Below are 15,023 nucleotides of genomic sequence, written 5' to 3'. Positions count from 1 at the left end.
CCCTATGAAGAAAAAACTTTCGCTTAAACTGAATCTTGAAGTTTTTCTTTTAATTTTATTTCTTCTCATATCATCTGTTTTTATGGTCTTTTCAGGCGGGTCCTTTATTTTGGATTTTAAGAGTATGGCTTTTTCGGTAAGTGCCGGAACGGAGAAGGCTGTCTACAATGTTTCTTCCTTTGTGGGAGAAAGTGTTTCTTCCGTAAGGGAATTATGGGATCTAAAAGCAAAGTATAATGAACTTACAAAACAGCTTGAAAAGTATGAACTTTTGGAGCGTTCCAATGCCGATATAAAAAGAGAAAATAATGAACTGCGTACCCTTCTCAAATTTACCGACACTATCCAAATTACAAATATACCTGCAGAAATAATAGGCTATGATCCTAATGCTCTTTATTCGGGAATGATTATTAACAGGGGTGTAAAGCATGGTGTCAGAAAAGACATGCCAGTCATTGCTTTTCAAAACGGAAATATGGCTCTTGTAGGAAAAATCTTACAGGTAGGAAGGGGCTCATCTATGATTATTCCTATCTATGATTATCAGTGCCATGTTGCTGCGAAGGTAGACCTTGTAAACCACCGTGGTGTTGTAAGCGGACAGGGCTCTGAGGATTCTCCCTTAATTATGAAGTACATAAAAAAGAGGGCAGGAGATGACATTAAGATTGGAGATAAAATAATTACTTCGGGCTTTGATGATTCTTCGATTTTTCCAAAAAATATTCCCATAGGTTTTGTTTCTAAAATTAAAACACACGATTATGAAACTTCGCTTGAGCTCTCTGTAAATCCTATAATAGATTTTTCTTGTTTGGAATATGTTTTTGTACTTGATACTTCAAAAATAGAAAAGGAGTTTTAATAAATTGAAAAAAGTTATTTTGTGGACTTCTTTAAGCGTTTTCTTTATAACCTTGCTTCAAACGGCTATTTTTTCTCATATATCTTTTTTTAAAGTGTTGCCCGATTTGGTTTTGCTTACCGTTATTTATATTGCAATTTCAAACGGTTCTCTTACAGGTTTGATTTGCGGTTTTATTGCAGGTCTTTTAGCCGATTTTTTGTCGGCAGCGCCCATAGGGTTACATTCCTTTATTTTTACTTTAACAGGTTACCTTGTAGGAAAATTTTACGGTATTTATAATTTAAACAAAATAATTTTCCCTTGTATTTTAGGCGGTTTAGGCTTTGTATTTAAGGTTATTCTTCTATTTATTTTAAAGATACTTTTTGGGCAAAATATTCATACCTATAACATTTTTTCGGTCAGTTTTGTCATAGAGGCTGCTGTAAATATTTTCTTCACTCCATTTGTATTTTTATTTTTTAATCTTTTTCCTCAAGCCTTTATATCGAGGAGTATAGTACAATATGAAAAATACTGAAGAGCGTTTAAATTCACGGCTTAAGTTATTTTCGATCTTCGTTTTTTTTATTTTGATAGCTTATTCCTATAGATTGTTTTCAATGCAGATCATTCATGGAGATCAGTTTAAGCAAAAGTCTCAAAATATTTCAAAACGGACAACTCTTATACCGGCTCAAAGAGGCGAGATATTTGATAGAGAAGCAAATACGCCGATGGTTTTAAACATCGACTCCTTCGCTGTTGATATTGTTCCGGGCGAAGTCCCGCGTCAGGAATTCGATACCGTAATAAACAGATTAAGTTCAATCTTACAAATTCCTGTTTCACAGATAGAAAAAAAATTGCCGGTAAGTGTTAGAAGGGATTTTAGATCAATACAAATCAAATCCAATGTCGATTATTCTATGATTGTGCAAGTTGCAGAAAGCATCGATTCTCTTCCGGGTGTTTCATGGCACTCAAAACCTGTCAGAAATTATGTCGATACCCGCTCTTTTTCTCACATAATCGGGTATGTAGGCGATATAACTACGGACGAACTGACCCGCTTTTATAATAAGGGATATACCTCAAACAGTATAATAGGTAAGGCCGGAATCGAAAAACAATATGATGAAATTTTACGCGGTACCGATGGGGTGGAATCCCGGACCGTAGATGCTAAGGGAAGATACATAGAAAACACCACAGTTGTAACACCGCCTAAGATGGGAAATAATCTTGTTCTTACCATCGACAAGAGAATTCAAAAATTGGCCGAAGATGCTTTAGGACCGCGAATAGGGGCTGCCGTCGTATTAAAACCTACAACGGGCGAGGTCCTGGCAATGGTTTCCTATCCTTTTTTTGATCAAAATATTTTCGGCAAGGAAATCTCAAGCTCTATTGCGAAAGAACTGTTTGAAAATCCGAATAAACCGCTTTTAAACAGGGCCGTAGATGCTGCCTATCCTCCTGCTTCCACATTTAAGGTTATAATGAATACTGCCATTTTAAACGAAAAAGCATTTTCTCCTGAAACAACGGTTCCTTGTTTGGGAGAAATAGAATACGGAAACCGTGTATTCCGCTGTCATATAAGAAAACCGGGACACGGAAAGCTCGCCTTAAACGAGGCTCTGGCAAAATCATGTGACGTTTATTATTGGACGGTTTGCCGCGATTATTTGGGTGTTGATAAGGTTGTAGATTATGCAAAGCGTTTCGGACTGGGGCAATCTACGGGGATAGACTTGCCCAGCCAATCCGAAGGGTTTGTTCCATCGCCTAAATGGAAGGAGCGCCGTTTCCATGAAAAATGGCTTAACGGAGATACAATGAATATGTCTATAGGTCAAGGCTTTACTCTTGCTTCTCCGCTTCAGGTAGCCAATATGGCCTGTATGGTTATAAACAATGGTGTAATCTATAAACCTCATCTTTTAAAAGAAATAAGGGATCCTTCAAGCGGAGAGGTAATAAAAACCGTTCAGCCTGAAATTCTGCATAAAGAAAATATCGGACAAGAGATTTTTCAACAAGTCAGGCAGGCTATGAATCTTGTTACGATACAGGGAGAGGCCCGCTATCCTATGAAAAATCCCATGTTCCGTTTTGCAGGTAAAACGGGAACGGCTGAAGTCGGTTTACAGGATAGGTGGCATTCATGGATGGTAGCTTACGGTCCCTATGATGCACATCCTAAGGATATGGTTGTTGTCTGCATCATTGTAGAGGCTGTAAACGAGTGGGAATGGTGGGCTCCTTATGCTGCAAATATAATATTGCATGGAACACTTGCAAATCAAACCTATGATGAAACTATAGATTATCTTGGCTTTAGGCAGCTTCCTGCAATTATGAGGAGAAGCGAATGAACATACGCAAAATTACAAATTTTGATTATCTATTATTTTTGGCTGTTGTTCTTTTGTCATTTATCGGAATACTTTTTATTTATTCTTCAGGAATAAATTCCGCGGGAGAAATTGTTTCTAAGGAGTATGGTAAGCAGATTTTATGGGCTTGTACAGGTATTGTTTTACTCTTGCTTTCCTGCATTTACGATTACAGGCGGATAAAGGATAGAACATTTTTAATTTATTTGGTAGGAATGATTTTGCTGCTATATACCGGCATTTTTGGAACTGTCAGGCATAATGCAAGGAGCTGGATAGGTTTAAAGAATCTAGGTATTCAGCCTTCGGAATTTATAAAACTTATTTTTATTCTTTTTTTAGCCTATTATTTGGATAAATCACAAAAAGAAGAACCTCTAAAGCGCTTTATAAAGGCGATGGCGATAATGATTGTTCCTGTTGCCCTTATTTTAAAACAGCCTGACCTTGGAACAGCAAGCGTATATATTCCGATTTTTTTGATAATGTGTTTTATTGCCGGTATTCCGCTTCGCTTTATCCTCTATGTATTTTTTCTTGGTGTATTAACAATAGTGTTTACTCTTATGCCTCTTTGGGAGGAAATAATTTTAAAGACAAGTCATATTATGACAAATATTTTAAAAAATTCTCAAGTTTCCATTATTATCCTATTTGCGATGGGGATTTCAACCGTAGTTGCAATGATAGGTAATGTTTTACTAAAAAGAAGATATTATTATTGGATCGCTTATGTTCTTTCGCTTATCACTATTGCTTTTGCAGGTTCTATAGCAGGGGTGAGGGCTTTAAAAGAATATCAAATGATGCGTTTAATTATCTTTTTGGATCCTGAGGTAGACCCCTTAAAACACGGCTGGAATATAATTCAGTCAATTACAGCTATCGGTTCAGGCGGCTTAACGGGACGCGGTTATCTTATGGGCACTCAAAGTCATTACAGATATTTGCCTGAACAAAGCACGGACTTTATTTTCAGTATTTTATCTGAAGAATGGGGCTTTTTAGGCGGCCTTTTTGTTTTTTTTCTTTACAGCATAGTTTTTTTTAGATTTTTTCTTTCGATTAAGCGTTGTGATGATTTTTTTGGAAAGCTGATTGTTTCCGGTATTTTGGCAATGTTCTTTTTCCATTTTTTTGTAAATGTAGGCATGGTCATGGGAATAATGCCTATTACAGGTATCCCTCTCTTGTTTTTATCCTACGGCGGTTCTTCCCTTTGGACGGCTATGATTTCCGTCGGCGTTGTTATAGGAATAAACTTACGTCAGTTGTAAAAAAACGGCTAAAATTTAAAAAAGGCACTCGTTTGAGTGCCTTTAAATTTTAATTAGCAGGGAGAGGACTCGAACCTCCGACCTCCGGGTTATGAGCCCGACGAGCTGCCAACTGCTCTACCCTGCGATGTGGGGAGGAGTATAGCATATAAGCAGCATTATGTCAAGCCTTTTTATGAATTTATTTTGTTAAATTTCTTATTTTATCATACCAATCATCTGTGGTTTTAACAAGTTTTGTTTTTTCCGTGTACTTGGGATACATTCCTTTTTTGTCGGAGTCTTTTATTTTAAAAATACCGGGATTATTTGCCGTTTTTTCGGAGGTAAGGGCTTCCTGTATTTTGTTCTGTTCTTCGGGGGAAAGGGTCTTTGTATTCATGACTATTGGAGCGTTTAAAACCGGAATCGATTGGATTATGGTAATTTCGCTTTCGGGAAATTTGTCAAAGGGTTCTATAGCTCCTTCTACAACCTTGTAAGCGGCTCCTGTCTGATAGGCTTCTCCTTCAATTAAATCATAGACGCCTATTGTTTGAGGAATTGCAAAGGCTGCGGCATCTGCATCCTTTCTAAATAGATTAACTTGTGAGCCTTGATGGGAACCTGCAAATAGCACCTTTGAAAAAACGGAATTTCCCTGAATAAGCTCATCGGTACCGGTTAATCCGAATCTTTTTACGAGCAGAGTTGCAGGAATTACAAAACCCGATGTAGAGCTTGTAGAAACAAATGAAATGCTTTTTCCTTTTAAGCGGTTTAAATCATAGCCGGCTCCATCTTTATATTGAGCTGCATCTTCCGTTCTTACTGCTATAAAACTATAATACAAAGCGTCTTCCAATGTACCGCTCGGCCCTGAATTGGTAACCGCAGGTATAATGGCCGGATTTCTTTTATGGGCATTTATATAACCCTCGGCTCCGATATAAGCCATGTCTGCATTTCCGGATATAATTGCTTCTAAGGCTATGTTATAATCCGTTGTCGTTTTGATTTCGACGGGACGGCCTATTGCTTCGCTTATTATTTCCATAAAAGCTTGCCGTGCATCCTTCATAGCATCGCTTGATTCATTCGGTAAAAATACCATGGTAACCGGCTTTTGTGTTTCGTTTTTAGTACAACCGAAAAGGAGGCAGATAGCTGCCAAAAATAATATAATTTTGTGTTTCATAAAATTCTCCGCACAACATTCTATCATATAATGCAATAATATGCTATACTTAATTATAAATATTGGGAGGAATTGATTTTGAAGATAACAACGACCGAATTCGGAACTTTTTCAAACGGAAATAAGGCCTTACTATTTACGATTTTTAACGGTAAGATGATGCTCTGTTGTACTAATTACGGATGCTGTATTACGGGAATTCTTTTACCGTCAAAAAACGGCGGCTTTGACGATGTTGTTTTAGGATATTCGAGCTTTATCGGCTATATAAATAATTTTCCGCATTTCGGTTCTTTTATAGGCAGATACGCAGGCAGAATTTCAAATGCGGAATTTACTTTAGGGAATCAGCAATATCTTTTAACGCCCAATGACGGCGGTAAACACTGTCTTCATGGAGGTTATCCGTTTTACGATAAAGTCTTGTATGAAGCAAAGACCTTTAAAAACAGGCAAGAGGCAGGCGTCGTTTTTTCGCGTATCTCTCCCGATGGAGAGCAGGGTTTTCCCGGAAATTTAAAAATTGAAGTAAGCTATTCTCTTACACCGGATAATGAGATTATTATAAGATATAAGGCCGTGCCGGATAAAACTACACCGGTTAATTTTACCAATCACAGCTATTTTAATTTAAATCCAGCCGGAATGCAGTCTAACGGTTCCTATGTTTCGGTATTAAATCATGAAGTTCAAATATTTTCCGAGCAATATCTTGAAACTAATCAAGAGCTCATTCCGACGGGTAAATTTTTAAAGGTAGAAAATACGGGCTATGATTTTAGAAAACCGCGGCTTTTGAGCGAGGGCGTACAAGAAATAGGCGGAAGTTTTGATAACAGCTGGGTTATAAAAAAAGAAGTCAGCGACCATAAAACCTTGGCTGCAATAGTAAAAGAGCCCGTTACCAAGAGGATATTAACCGTCTACTCAACCCAACCTGCTCTTATAATGTATACGGGCGGTTTTCTTAACAATGAACTAGGTAAAAATGGAGACGTCTACAATAAATTTGCAGGCCTTTGTCTTGAAAGTCAATCCTTTCCGGATTCGTTACATCAGCCCCATTTCCCCAATACCGTAATTAAGCCGGGTGAAGTTTATGAACATGAGACTCTTTGGCACTTTGCATTTTAAAAACTTATTTTATATGCAAGGCTTCCTTTTATAAAAGGCTTGGCGGTTTCCAATATTACTTCTCCCTTAAAAGAGTTTGATGTCAACTTTGTCTTTTTTATAAATTCTGCCTGAGCGGAAAAGTTAAAAACTCCTTTTTCCCAAACTATATATGGAGTTTTATTTATTTTTACTATTTTGTTTTTTTGCATAAAAGAAGCTGAAAGATTTAGATTGAAACTCTTATTAAATTTTATCTTAATATCCGATGAAAAAGAATAGTTTTTTACTATAAAGGGATTTTGGGATTTTTCTTCCAGTTTTGTATTTCCTTTTATTGAAAAGAGGGTATTAACAAAAAGGTTTATAGGAATTTTTATTTGTCCTTTAAGATCCCATGAAGCGTCATTATAATAAACTTCTCCGATAAATTTACATTTTGTGAAGCTAAGACCTAAGCCCATTCCTCCCGAATGAGAATTTTTGAACAGCTTTTTCTTTTTAAGATTAATATGTTTTCGTAAAAAATTATACGAAAAGCCCAGATCCAAAGCATCAACTGAAATTTTAGGTTGAAAAAAGGCTTTTAAAGTTCCATCATTTTCAAACATGGTCCCCGTATTAGCCTCAAAATACTCGCTGTGAAAATTGTACTCGGCCTTACCTAAAAAGTTTAAATCGGATTTACCGGTTACCGATATTTTTCCATAAGGAATTTTTATTCCGCCGGCAAGTAAAAATACGGAAGATACTATTCCCTTTTCGGCTAATATAAATTCTCCCGAATAAAATTGATCATAAGCAGGTGCTTTTAGATTAAATTGAGAGTAGGCTGAATTCGCTAAAGAAGAAAGAAAGCTCATATTGAACAATGCGGTTTCATTTTCTTTTTTATATACAGCACAAAAAGAAAGATCCGGCCATAGTTCTTTTGGCTTTTGCTCGGAAAAAAATACCAGATTAACATTTTTTATTGCAAATTCGGTACCTAGGCTTGCATCGAATTTTGATTTTGAGATACCTATTAAATACTTAGGTGCAAAGCCTATTCCTTTATAAAAGGGCTTTTTTTCAAAACTTTCCTTAAAAAGCATCAGGTTTAAAAAGCTTGATTTTGTAATTCCCCCATAAAAAAATGAGAGGGCAGGATAAAGTTTTTTCTTTTCCTTGTATAGAAGGGGACTGAATTTTAAGCTAAAACCTTGCGGTATAAGAGCAAATTTAGGCCGGTATTCCCGCATTTTTGCTTCCGCATAAAGCTCAAAAAAAGGATTTTTTGCTTCCGCTTTCAGGTTATAGTTAAGGTTAAGATCAATACTCTGTGTAAGAGAAAAATTTGCTTTTTCTACAGGTATTTCCGCATTTAAAAAGATGCTGCATAGCACCATCATTGAGCAAATCCTAAGGGATTTAATAAAAATATTTTGTGTCTTCATACTTATATATAGTTTTTTTTTGTATTAAATACTAATTTTTTAAATGTAAATTTGATTTTTATTTAAAATTATCTAAAAATTATCTATTGCTGTAAATAAAAAATTGTGTTAAAATACGGCAAGGAGGTGTGGTAAACAGTTCGGCAGGAATTCTGCCTCACTGTTTATCTGCCGAGTTTTGTGCAAAGCACAAAACGTCGCATTAGTATATGTGCTTTTTCACTTCGTTGCAAAAGCACGGAAAAAACTTTTTTCAGGATTTGATAATCCTTGCAAAAAGTTTTTATGGGAGGATTTCTTAATTATGGAAAGATTTTTTAAACTTAAAGAGCACAATGCTACCGTGCGCACCGAAGTTATTGCGGGTATTACTACCTTTTTGGCAATGGCTTATATTTTGGCTGTAAATCCCGGCATTTTAAGTGAAGCCGGAATGGATAGAGGTGCCGTTTTTACTGCGACTGCTCTGTCCGCCGCTATTGCAACCCTAGCTATGGGCCTTTTGGCTAATCTGCCTGTTGCTCTTGCTTCAGGAATGGGATTAAATGCCTTTTTTACATATAGCGTTGTTATCGGCTTAGGTTATTCCCCGTCTACGGCATTAACGGCCGTATTTTTAGAAGGCGTTCTTTTTATTTTGCTTTCAGCTGTAAATGTCCGTGAAGCTATAGTAAAATCCATACCTCTTAATCTTAAAAAAGCTGTAGCCGCAGGTATCGGTATCTTTATTACCTTTATCGCTTTTCAAAATTCGGGCATAATTGTCGATAATCCTGCGACCCTCGTAGGACTCGGAAAATTCACTTGGGGTTCTCCTGCCGTTTTAGCCCTTATCGGTTTAATTATAACCTGTGCTCTTTTTATTTTAAGAGTACCGGGAGCAATCTTAATAGGTATTTTAATTACAACCATCATAGGTATTCCCTTAAAGATTACGGTTCCATTCGGAGGCTGGGAAGGCTGGTCTCCTATAAGTCTCCCCTCGGCACCTGCCGTACTTAATTTTGACTTTTCAAATGTTCTTTCTTTTAAGTTTTTTATCGTATTTGTTTCATTCCTCTTTGTCGATATTTTTGATACGGTCGGAACCCTTGTAGGCGTTGCAACTCAGGCGAACCTTGTAGATAAAGATGGAAATATTCCCAAGATTAAGCAGGCCTTTTTATCGGACGCTATCGGAACAGTAGTAGGTGCCGCACTCGGAACATCAACGGTAACAAGTTATGTAGAAAGTACGGCCGGTGTTGCAGCCGGAGGAAGAACCGGTTTAACCTCTGTGGTTACAGCCGGTATGTTTATCATTGCCTTGCTGTTTTCTCCGATTTTCTTATTGATTCCTGCAGCGGCCACTGCTCCTGCTTTAATAATAGTAGGCTTTTTGATGATGACCCAAGCCGGCGAAATAAACTATAAGGATCCTACAGAGGGTATCCCCGCATTCTTGACAATGATTATGATGCCCTTTACCTACAGTGTTGCCGAAGGTATCGTATACGGTGTTTTGGCCTATGTTATCTTAAAATGTATTAAAGGAAAATTCAAGGAAATCCCTGTTGTCACATGGATACTTTTTGTGATTTTTATGTTAAGATTTTTTGTTAAATTTTAACAATACCTGATATGTTTTTTTAAGGGCAGCTCGCTAATTTTTGGTAGAGTTGCCCTTTGTTTTTAGATTATAATCTTTTCTATAAACTATAAAAAGTGCATATTATCATCAAAGTCTTTTCTTGTCTTTTCCCTCAAAGGGTAACCTTCTTTAGGATAGCCTAGGGCTATGACAAGGCGGATTCTCTTCTTTCGCTCTATGAGCTTTTGGATTCGTTTTTCGTCAAAGACACCGAGGATGCAGGTTTCCAAATTTAGGGCTGAGGCTGCATTTACAAGGTTGGCCGTTAAGATGCCTATATCTATGGCCTTAAAGTCGACCTTCTTTATCAGCGAACCTATCTTTGCAGGCAGGCTGTAATTGTCTTCGGTTATTACCAAAAAAGTATTACAGTCATCAATAAACTTGTTAAAAGACCCCATCTTAGCATCTGCAATTATCTTGGCCTTTTCGCTTTGGGCAACAAAGACCTCGTAGGGCTGAGAATTACAGGCCGACGGAGAAAGCCTCCCTGCCTCCAAAATAAAAATCAAGTCCTCTTTTGAAACAGGTTTAGAATAATCAAAGCTCCTGCAGCTTTGTCTTTTTTTCATAAGCGATAAAAAATCATTAAAATTCATATTGCTATTATGTAATAATCGTAAAATAAAGTCAATCTGAGTTGTAAAAAATACAATTATTTTTAAATTGCCGTATTGAACTTTTAGGGCTTTTTGGGTATAATACCTTCCTGTTGATCCGTTAGCTCAGTTGGATAGAGCGGCTGCCTCCTAAGCAGCAGGTCGGACGTTCGAATCGTCTACGGGTCATTTTTTTAATTCGTGCAGGGCATCAAAGGGATAGATTCCTTTAACATCCGTCAGCACTACATTATCAAGCGATGAACCGAAGATTACCGGCGTATCTCCGCCCATAAATTCCGAAATAACCTGCCTGCAGGCTCCGCAGGGGCTTACGGGATAGTCCGCATCGGGCGTTGCAATAGCGATGGCCTTAAAATCCGTTTTTCCTTCAGAAACCGCTTTAAATATTGCAGTCCGCTCTGCACAGTTTGTAAGGCCGTATGAGCGGTTTTCTACATTTACACCCGTTACAATCGAATCGTCTTTTAACAAAATAGCCGCTCCCACATGAAAATTGGAGTAGGGGGCATAGGCATTTTTTGCAGCCCCAAGAGCTGTTTTGAATAAATTTTCTAACTGACTTGAAATTTCCATAAAAGTAGTATATCATATTTTTTATGTTATTTAAAGGAAAAAATAAATTTATTTTTATCGGTGTAATAATTCTTCTTGTTATATATATTTTCGCCGCTGCCGTTCCCATGCGGAAGGATATTTACTTGATGCCTAAGTGGTCTTCACCTATGCCGAAGGTTCAAACCGGACAAATGTATTCCGGAGAGGCGGGGGTATCTGCCGATGAACTTAAACAAAGATTTACCGGAAAAACTCCGATTCCTTTTTCTTTGGGTAATTTGTTCGGGTATTTTACCGAAGACGGCGAAATTTTGAGGGCCGAAACTGCGGAAGAAAGATTCAGCGCTTCCTTTTATGCTTGGACAAAATATCCTCAAAAGCCTCTTTTTACGGATATTTATAAGCCTGAGGAATTCGATTTGGAAAAGCCTTTTTTGCGTATCGATAAGCCCGGCTATGTTTATCTCGACAAGGATAGAATCTTTTTGTTTGAGCCTGAAGGTTCTTCTATTTCAGAATATGATAATGCCGGTAAAAAATTATGGCACTACACCCATACCTTTCCTATAACGGCCTTTCAGTCATCTAAGGCCGGCTGTGTGATAGGTCATTCGGACGGGCTTTTAGTATGCCTCGATTCCGAGGGAAACACTCTTTTTAGTTTTTACCCCGGAGGCAGCACCTATCAGGCGATAATGGGGGCTGCAATTTCGGAAGACGGAAAACAGGTGCTCTGTTTATGCGGCCTTGACAAGCAAAGGGTGGTGCTTATAAATATTTCGGGCCGCCAGCATAAAATAGTATATCACTCATATTTTGAAGAAGACTTAAGAAGACAGGCCTTTGCTTCATTTGATAAATTCGGGCATTTTGCCGTTTTTGAATCCGCTGAAGGAATAGGTATTATCGATTGTAGAAATTTAACTCTTTCGATTCTAAAAGAAGAAGGTTTTATTGCCGGGTTGGGATTTCAAGATAAAAACGCCTTACTTACGGTGCTTCTTCAAAAAGATGATGAATGTTCTCTTTTGTTGATAGACCCTCCCGATTTGATGATGGGAAAAACGAAATTTAAGTCTGAAAATGCCTTTTTAATTCAAAAGGAAAATAAAATCTACATAGGTACCGATGAAAAGATTACTGCATTGGATATACGGGGGCTTTAAATGAAAAAAAATCTTTATATATTTTTGTTCTTTATGACTTTTTTATATTCTTATTCCTTTGAATGGCCTGTAGAACATCCTTCGCTTTTGCGTTTATTTGCTCAAAGAGATGAAGCTTCCGTTTCCCGCTCCTTGGTGTTTAAAGAGGTTGAAACGGTTCGAGCTTCGGGTTACGGTAAACACATAATAAGTATCGAGGAAAAAAACAGCCTCCGATTCTTCCCTAGCACCTTGGGAAACGCTATGATTTTTATAGATGATGAGGGCCTTCAAAGCATTTATGCAAATCTTTCCGATACGGATTTATTTACCTCCAGAAAAGAAACCGAAGCCGGTTCTATTTTAGGATATGCAGGAAAATCGGCATGGACCGAAGAAAAGAGTTTAATCTTTCAGGTTGCGGATACACGAAATAATGTTTTAATCAACCCTCTTTTATTTATGCCGGCTATTGAAGAAAAAACGGAGCCTCAAATTCAAAATACCGTTTTAATAAACGGCGATAAGCAGACAATCAGTTTGGAAACGGTAAAAAAAATAAAGCAAGGTTCCTATGATCTTTATTCTTCAATCTCCGATTCAACCGAAAAAGGAGGGTCTCAGCTTGCCCCTTTTAGAATTACGGTTTCCATTAACGGAATGAATATATCGGATCTTCCCTTTGAGGTTTTGAGCTCAGACGGTAAGGACCTTTATTTGCAAAATAAAAAATCGTCTTTATCCCTTTTATATGAAAAAGAAGGTACTATGCATTTGGGAAAAATAAATTTACCTGCAGGAAAGATTGAGCTTATAATTACCGTCCTCGACAAAAGCGGAAATCAAAAAAAGGCTTCTTTTATTTTTCAGGTAGAATAGAAAAGCTCTTTTTAGTTTTGCCTCTTTAAAATTTTTTCGATATTTAATTCACCTGCAAAGCAGGGAATGTTTATGTCCCAGTTTTCCAAGACTTGAGGATTTATTTCCCCGAATATGCCTATTTGTTCTCCATTGTAAAGAAGGCCTGCCTGCCTGCCCGGAATAAAGCGGGGGTCGTCGGTTTCGCAAACCTTGTATTCTATTCCGAGGTAGTATAAGAGGTTTGCCGCCTCGCTTGCTGCCGTGTTAAAGTTGGCATTTTGTTCTGCTGTCAAAAAGCCTAAACTTTGGCTTGTAGTTGTGCCTGTAGAGTCGGTGCCGTCAAAAAAGGCTATCTTTCCGGTCTCGAATATTTTGTGGGGATAGACTGCATTTGCAGAACCCATCTCGGCATTTAAAAGAGAGGGGAGAATGGAGTTGCGTACAAACTGATAGTTTTCGGACATCGGGTTTGAAATCTCGATAACCGAAGCTTCATCTATGCACATTCTTTCAATATAGTCTTTTTTGGAGCCCAAATAGTTAAAAATCATTTCCTGATAGCCCATGCCTGTCATAAGCCCCTTTATTTTTCGGCTTAGCATTGTTGCAGGCAAAAGCCTTCCGATTGTAAATTCGTTCGGTGTTTCGGGTGTAAAGAAATTAACGGTTTTACCCATCATTACATCTTCGATTATATCCACTTCATGAAGAAAATCGTTGCGGTAGGGGGAGGGTTTCAGCCTAATCTTATTTCCCGAAATTTCAGTTTCCGAGTCCATGCGTTTTAGGGCCTCGGCAATTTCTTCCGCCTTAAAAGAGGAGCCCAAGAGCTTGTTGACGGCTTCCACTGAAGTTTCTGCATTTTCTTGAAAATAAAACGGGGTAGTAACGGTTTTTCCGTATCCCGTTTCATAAGGATGCTCTATTTTAACGGGTAGAATCGTATATCCGCAGTCGGCAAAGTCGCATGCGACTATATTTGCTGAAAGCAAAATGCTCGTCATATCAGTGCCGGTAAATTCTACAAAAAGATCGGTATCGCCTGCTTGAACGGCCCCTATTTTAGCACTGTTTATAAGGGGAGGCATTGAAAGGACTTCTCCGTTTGCATCCTTCAAAAGAGGGAAAAGCTTTTTGCCTTCAAGCAATGAGGCATATTCAATTCCCTTGGGGTGTTCCTTTAGGATTTTTCGGCATAAAAGAGGCTTTTCCATATCGAGCGGAGTAAACTCGGTTTTGTCGGGATCTACGGCCGTGTATTCGATTGGCCATTTTATAAGTTTTGAGCGGTAAACGCCCATTGAAACGGTTTTTCTTTTTCTTCCGAAGTTGCGGCAAAGTTTTTCCTGTGTTTGGATTATGTCGGCAAGCATGAGCTCGTCTATGGGCTTACCCGAAATTACAAAGCCTGCCGCAAAGGGGCGGATTTCTTTAAGCTCCGGCGAGACCTTAACCCTGCGCTCGGCTGAGTCTTGCGTTTTTTCTTTTGATGAAAGGAAGCTTTGATAGCTTTTTGTATTTGATTTTCCTCCTGCATGGATGCGTAAAAGCCTTGCAAGGCCTGCCGTCGACCAAAGGTCTGGCCGGTTGGTATCGTTTAATTCTATCTTAATTATGCGTTCTTTTTCGGGAAGAGAGGTATCGGGTTTTTCGTCAAGTTCTGCCTTGGCTGATGTTAAAATTTCTTCAAGTTTATCGTAATCCTGCTTTGCTCCGAGTTTCGCTTCAAGTTCTGCTCCGAGCATCTTAAAAAAAAGGGATTCATTTACTTCAATCTTAGGCATTTTATCCTCCGCAGTTAAAAAAACTGGAAAGAATTATATCATAAATTATGGCTTTGTACAAGTATCGATATATTTTCTAAAAACAGCAATCTTTGAAGCTAATAAAGCAAAAACTCACCGAAAAAAATTATGCGGCAGTCCATCAAAAAAAGAAAAGAAAGTGAAATTTT

The 15,023-nt window shown here is 37.9% G+C and carries 13 protein-coding genes and 2 tRNA genes; 9 read left to right on the top strand and 6 right to left on the bottom strand.

Features of this window, described 5'->3' with window-relative positions:
• Nucleotides 1-4 precede the first annotated feature (4 nt).
• From mreC to rodA, 4 genes are read left to right on the top strand one after another with little or no spacing between them, the layout of a single operon-like run.
• Entirely contained in the window at nucleotides 5-868 is an 864-nt protein-coding gene (gene mreC / locus E4N80_RS06105; RefSeq protein WP_253700979.1) for a rod shape-determining protein MreC, read from the top strand.
• A gap of 4 nt (nucleotides 869-872) precedes the next feature.
• Nucleotides 873-1,391 (top strand): rod shape-determining protein MreD, encoded by a 519-nt coding sequence (gene mreD, locus E4N80_RS06100; protein ID WP_253700978.1) that lies wholly within the window; start codon nucleotides 873-875, stop codon nucleotides 1,389-1,391.
• A complete protein-coding gene (gene mrdA / locus E4N80_RS06095; protein WP_253700977.1) occupies nucleotides 1,378-3,231 on the top strand; it encodes a penicillin-binding protein 2 in 1,854 nt (617 codons plus the stop codon). The genes mreD and mrdA overlap by 14 nt, the downstream gene beginning before the upstream one ends.
• Nucleotides 3,228-4,529 (top strand): rod shape-determining protein RodA, encoded by a 1,302-nt coding sequence (gene rodA / locus E4N80_RS06090; protein ID WP_253700976.1) that lies wholly within the window; start codon nucleotides 3,228-3,230, stop codon nucleotides 4,527-4,529. The genes mrdA and rodA overlap by 4 nt, the downstream gene beginning before the upstream one ends.
• A gap of 54 nt (nucleotides 4,530-4,583) precedes the next feature.
• On the opposite strand, the gene E4N80_RS06085 is transcribed toward rodA, so the two are convergent.
• Nucleotides 4,584-4,656: transfer RNA gene (locus tag E4N80_RS06085), tRNA-Met, on the bottom strand.
• 54 nt (nucleotides 4,657-4,710) lie between these two features.
• Entirely contained in the window at nucleotides 4,711-5,706 is a 996-nt protein-coding gene (locus E4N80_RS06080) for a phosphate/phosphite/phosphonate ABC transporter substrate-binding protein (protein WP_253700975.1), read from the bottom strand.
• A gap of 78 nt (nucleotides 5,707-5,784) precedes the next feature.
• Here E4N80_RS06080 and E4N80_RS06075 point away from each other — a divergent pair, with 78 nt between their 5' ends.
• Entirely contained in the window at nucleotides 5,785-6,840 is a 1,056-nt protein-coding gene (locus E4N80_RS06075; protein WP_253700974.1) for an aldose epimerase family protein, read from the top strand.
• Here E4N80_RS06075 and E4N80_RS06070 read toward each other — a convergent pair.
• Complete coding sequence (locus E4N80_RS06070) at nucleotides 6,837-8,210, bottom strand: hypothetical protein (RefSeq protein ID WP_366797292.1); 1,374 nt, start codon at nucleotides 8,208-8,210, stop codon at nucleotides 6,837-6,839. The two genes, E4N80_RS06075 and E4N80_RS06070, sit on opposite strands and share 4 nt — an antisense overlap.
• Nucleotides 8,211-8,559: 349 nt before the next feature.
• Here E4N80_RS06070 and E4N80_RS06065 point away from each other — a divergent pair, with 349 nt between their 5' ends.
• Nucleotides 8,560-9,864: an NCS2 family permease gene (locus E4N80_RS06065; protein WP_253700972.1), complete on the top strand. Its 1,305-nt coding sequence runs from the start codon at nucleotides 8,560-8,562 to the stop codon at nucleotides 9,862-9,864.
• 86 nt (nucleotides 9,865-9,950) lie between these two features.
• On the opposite strand, the gene E4N80_RS06060 is transcribed toward E4N80_RS06065, so the two are convergent.
• The gene (locus E4N80_RS06060) at nucleotides 9,951-10,484 is read right to left on the bottom strand and encodes a nitroreductase family protein (RefSeq protein ID WP_253700971.1); all 534 of its coding nucleotides are present in this window, start codon (nucleotides 10,482-10,484) and stop codon (nucleotides 9,951-9,953) included.
• Nucleotides 10,485-10,599: 115 nt separating this feature from the next.
• On the opposite strand from E4N80_RS06060, the gene E4N80_RS06055 reads away from it, so the two are divergent.
• Nucleotides 10,600-10,673, top strand: a tRNA-Arg gene (locus E4N80_RS06055).
• Here the strand turns inward: E4N80_RS06055 and E4N80_RS06050 are convergent.
• Entirely contained in the window at nucleotides 10,671-11,081 is a 411-nt protein-coding gene (locus tag E4N80_RS06050; protein ID WP_253700970.1) for a cytidine deaminase, read from the bottom strand. The two genes, E4N80_RS06055 and E4N80_RS06050, sit on opposite strands and share 3 nt — an antisense overlap.
• Before the next feature lie 23 nt (nucleotides 11,082-11,104).
• Between E4N80_RS06050 and E4N80_RS06045 the strand changes: the two genes are divergently transcribed.
• On the top strand, nucleotides 11,105-12,229 hold the full coding sequence (locus E4N80_RS06045; protein WP_253700969.1) for a hypothetical protein: 1,125 nt from the start codon (nucleotides 11,105-11,107) through the stop codon (nucleotides 12,227-12,229).
• Nucleotides 12,230-13,087 carry a hypothetical protein gene (locus tag E4N80_RS06040; protein WP_253700968.1) on the top strand — a complete coding sequence of 286 codons (858 nt, stop codon included), beginning with the start codon at nucleotides 12,230-12,232 and terminating at the stop codon, nucleotides 13,085-13,087.
• A gap of 11 nt (nucleotides 13,088-13,098) precedes the next feature.
• Here E4N80_RS06040 and pheT read toward each other — a convergent pair whose 3' ends face one another.
• Entirely contained in the window at nucleotides 13,099-14,853 is a 1,755-nt protein-coding gene (pheT, locus tag E4N80_RS06035) for a phenylalanine--tRNA ligase subunit beta (RefSeq protein WP_253700967.1), read from the bottom strand.
• Nucleotides 14,854-15,023: the final 170 nt, after the last annotated feature.

The organism is Treponema denticola, from assembly GCF_024181605.1.
In the GTDB taxonomy this organism is placed as follows: Bacteria; Spirochaetota; Spirochaetia; order Treponematales; family Treponemataceae; genus Treponema_B; species Treponema_B denticola_B.
Note: the sequence above shows the minus strand (reverse complement) of the source record. Positions and strands in the feature narration are given on the sequence as shown.

Excerpts from the sequence above, each read along its gene's own strand:
- E4N80_RS06080 (WP_253700975.1), bottom strand. The coding sequence starts at position 5,706 with ATGAAACACAAAATTATATTATTTTTGGCAGCTATCTGCCTCCTTTTC.
- E4N80_RS06045 (WP_253700969.1), top strand. The coding sequence starts at position 11,105 with ATGTTATTTAAAGGAAAAAATAAATTTATTTTTATCGGTGTAATAATT.
- E4N80_RS06070 (WP_366797292.1), bottom strand. The coding sequence starts at position 8,210 with ATGATGGTGCTATGCAGCATCTTTTTAAATGCGGAAATACCTGTAGAA.
- mreC (WP_253700979.1), top strand. The coding sequence starts at position 5 with ATGAAGAAAAAACTTTCGCTTAAACTGAATCTTGAAGTTTTTCTTTTA.
- E4N80_RS06050 (WP_253700970.1), bottom strand. The coding sequence starts at position 11,081 with ATGGAAATTTCAAGTCAGTTAGAAAATTTATTCAAAACAGCTCTTGGG.
- rodA (WP_253700976.1), top strand. The coding sequence starts at position 3,228 with ATGAACATACGCAAAATTACAAATTTTGATTATCTATTATTTTTGGCT.
- E4N80_RS06040 (WP_253700968.1), top strand. The coding sequence starts at position 12,230 with ATGAAAAAAAATCTTTATATATTTTTGTTCTTTATGACTTTTTTATAT.
- mrdA (WP_253700977.1), top strand. The coding sequence starts at position 1,378 with ATGAAAAATACTGAAGAGCGTTTAAATTCACGGCTTAAGTTATTTTCG.
- E4N80_RS06060 (WP_253700971.1), bottom strand. The coding sequence starts at position 10,484 with ATGAATTTTAATGATTTTTTATCGCTTATGAAAAAAAGACAAAGCTGC.
- pheT (WP_253700967.1), bottom strand. The coding sequence starts at position 14,853 with ATGCCTAAGATTGAAGTAAATGAATCCCTTTTTTTTAAGATGCTCGGA.
- E4N80_RS06065 (WP_253700972.1), top strand. The coding sequence starts at position 8,560 with ATGGAAAGATTTTTTAAACTTAAAGAGCACAATGCTACCGTGCGCACC.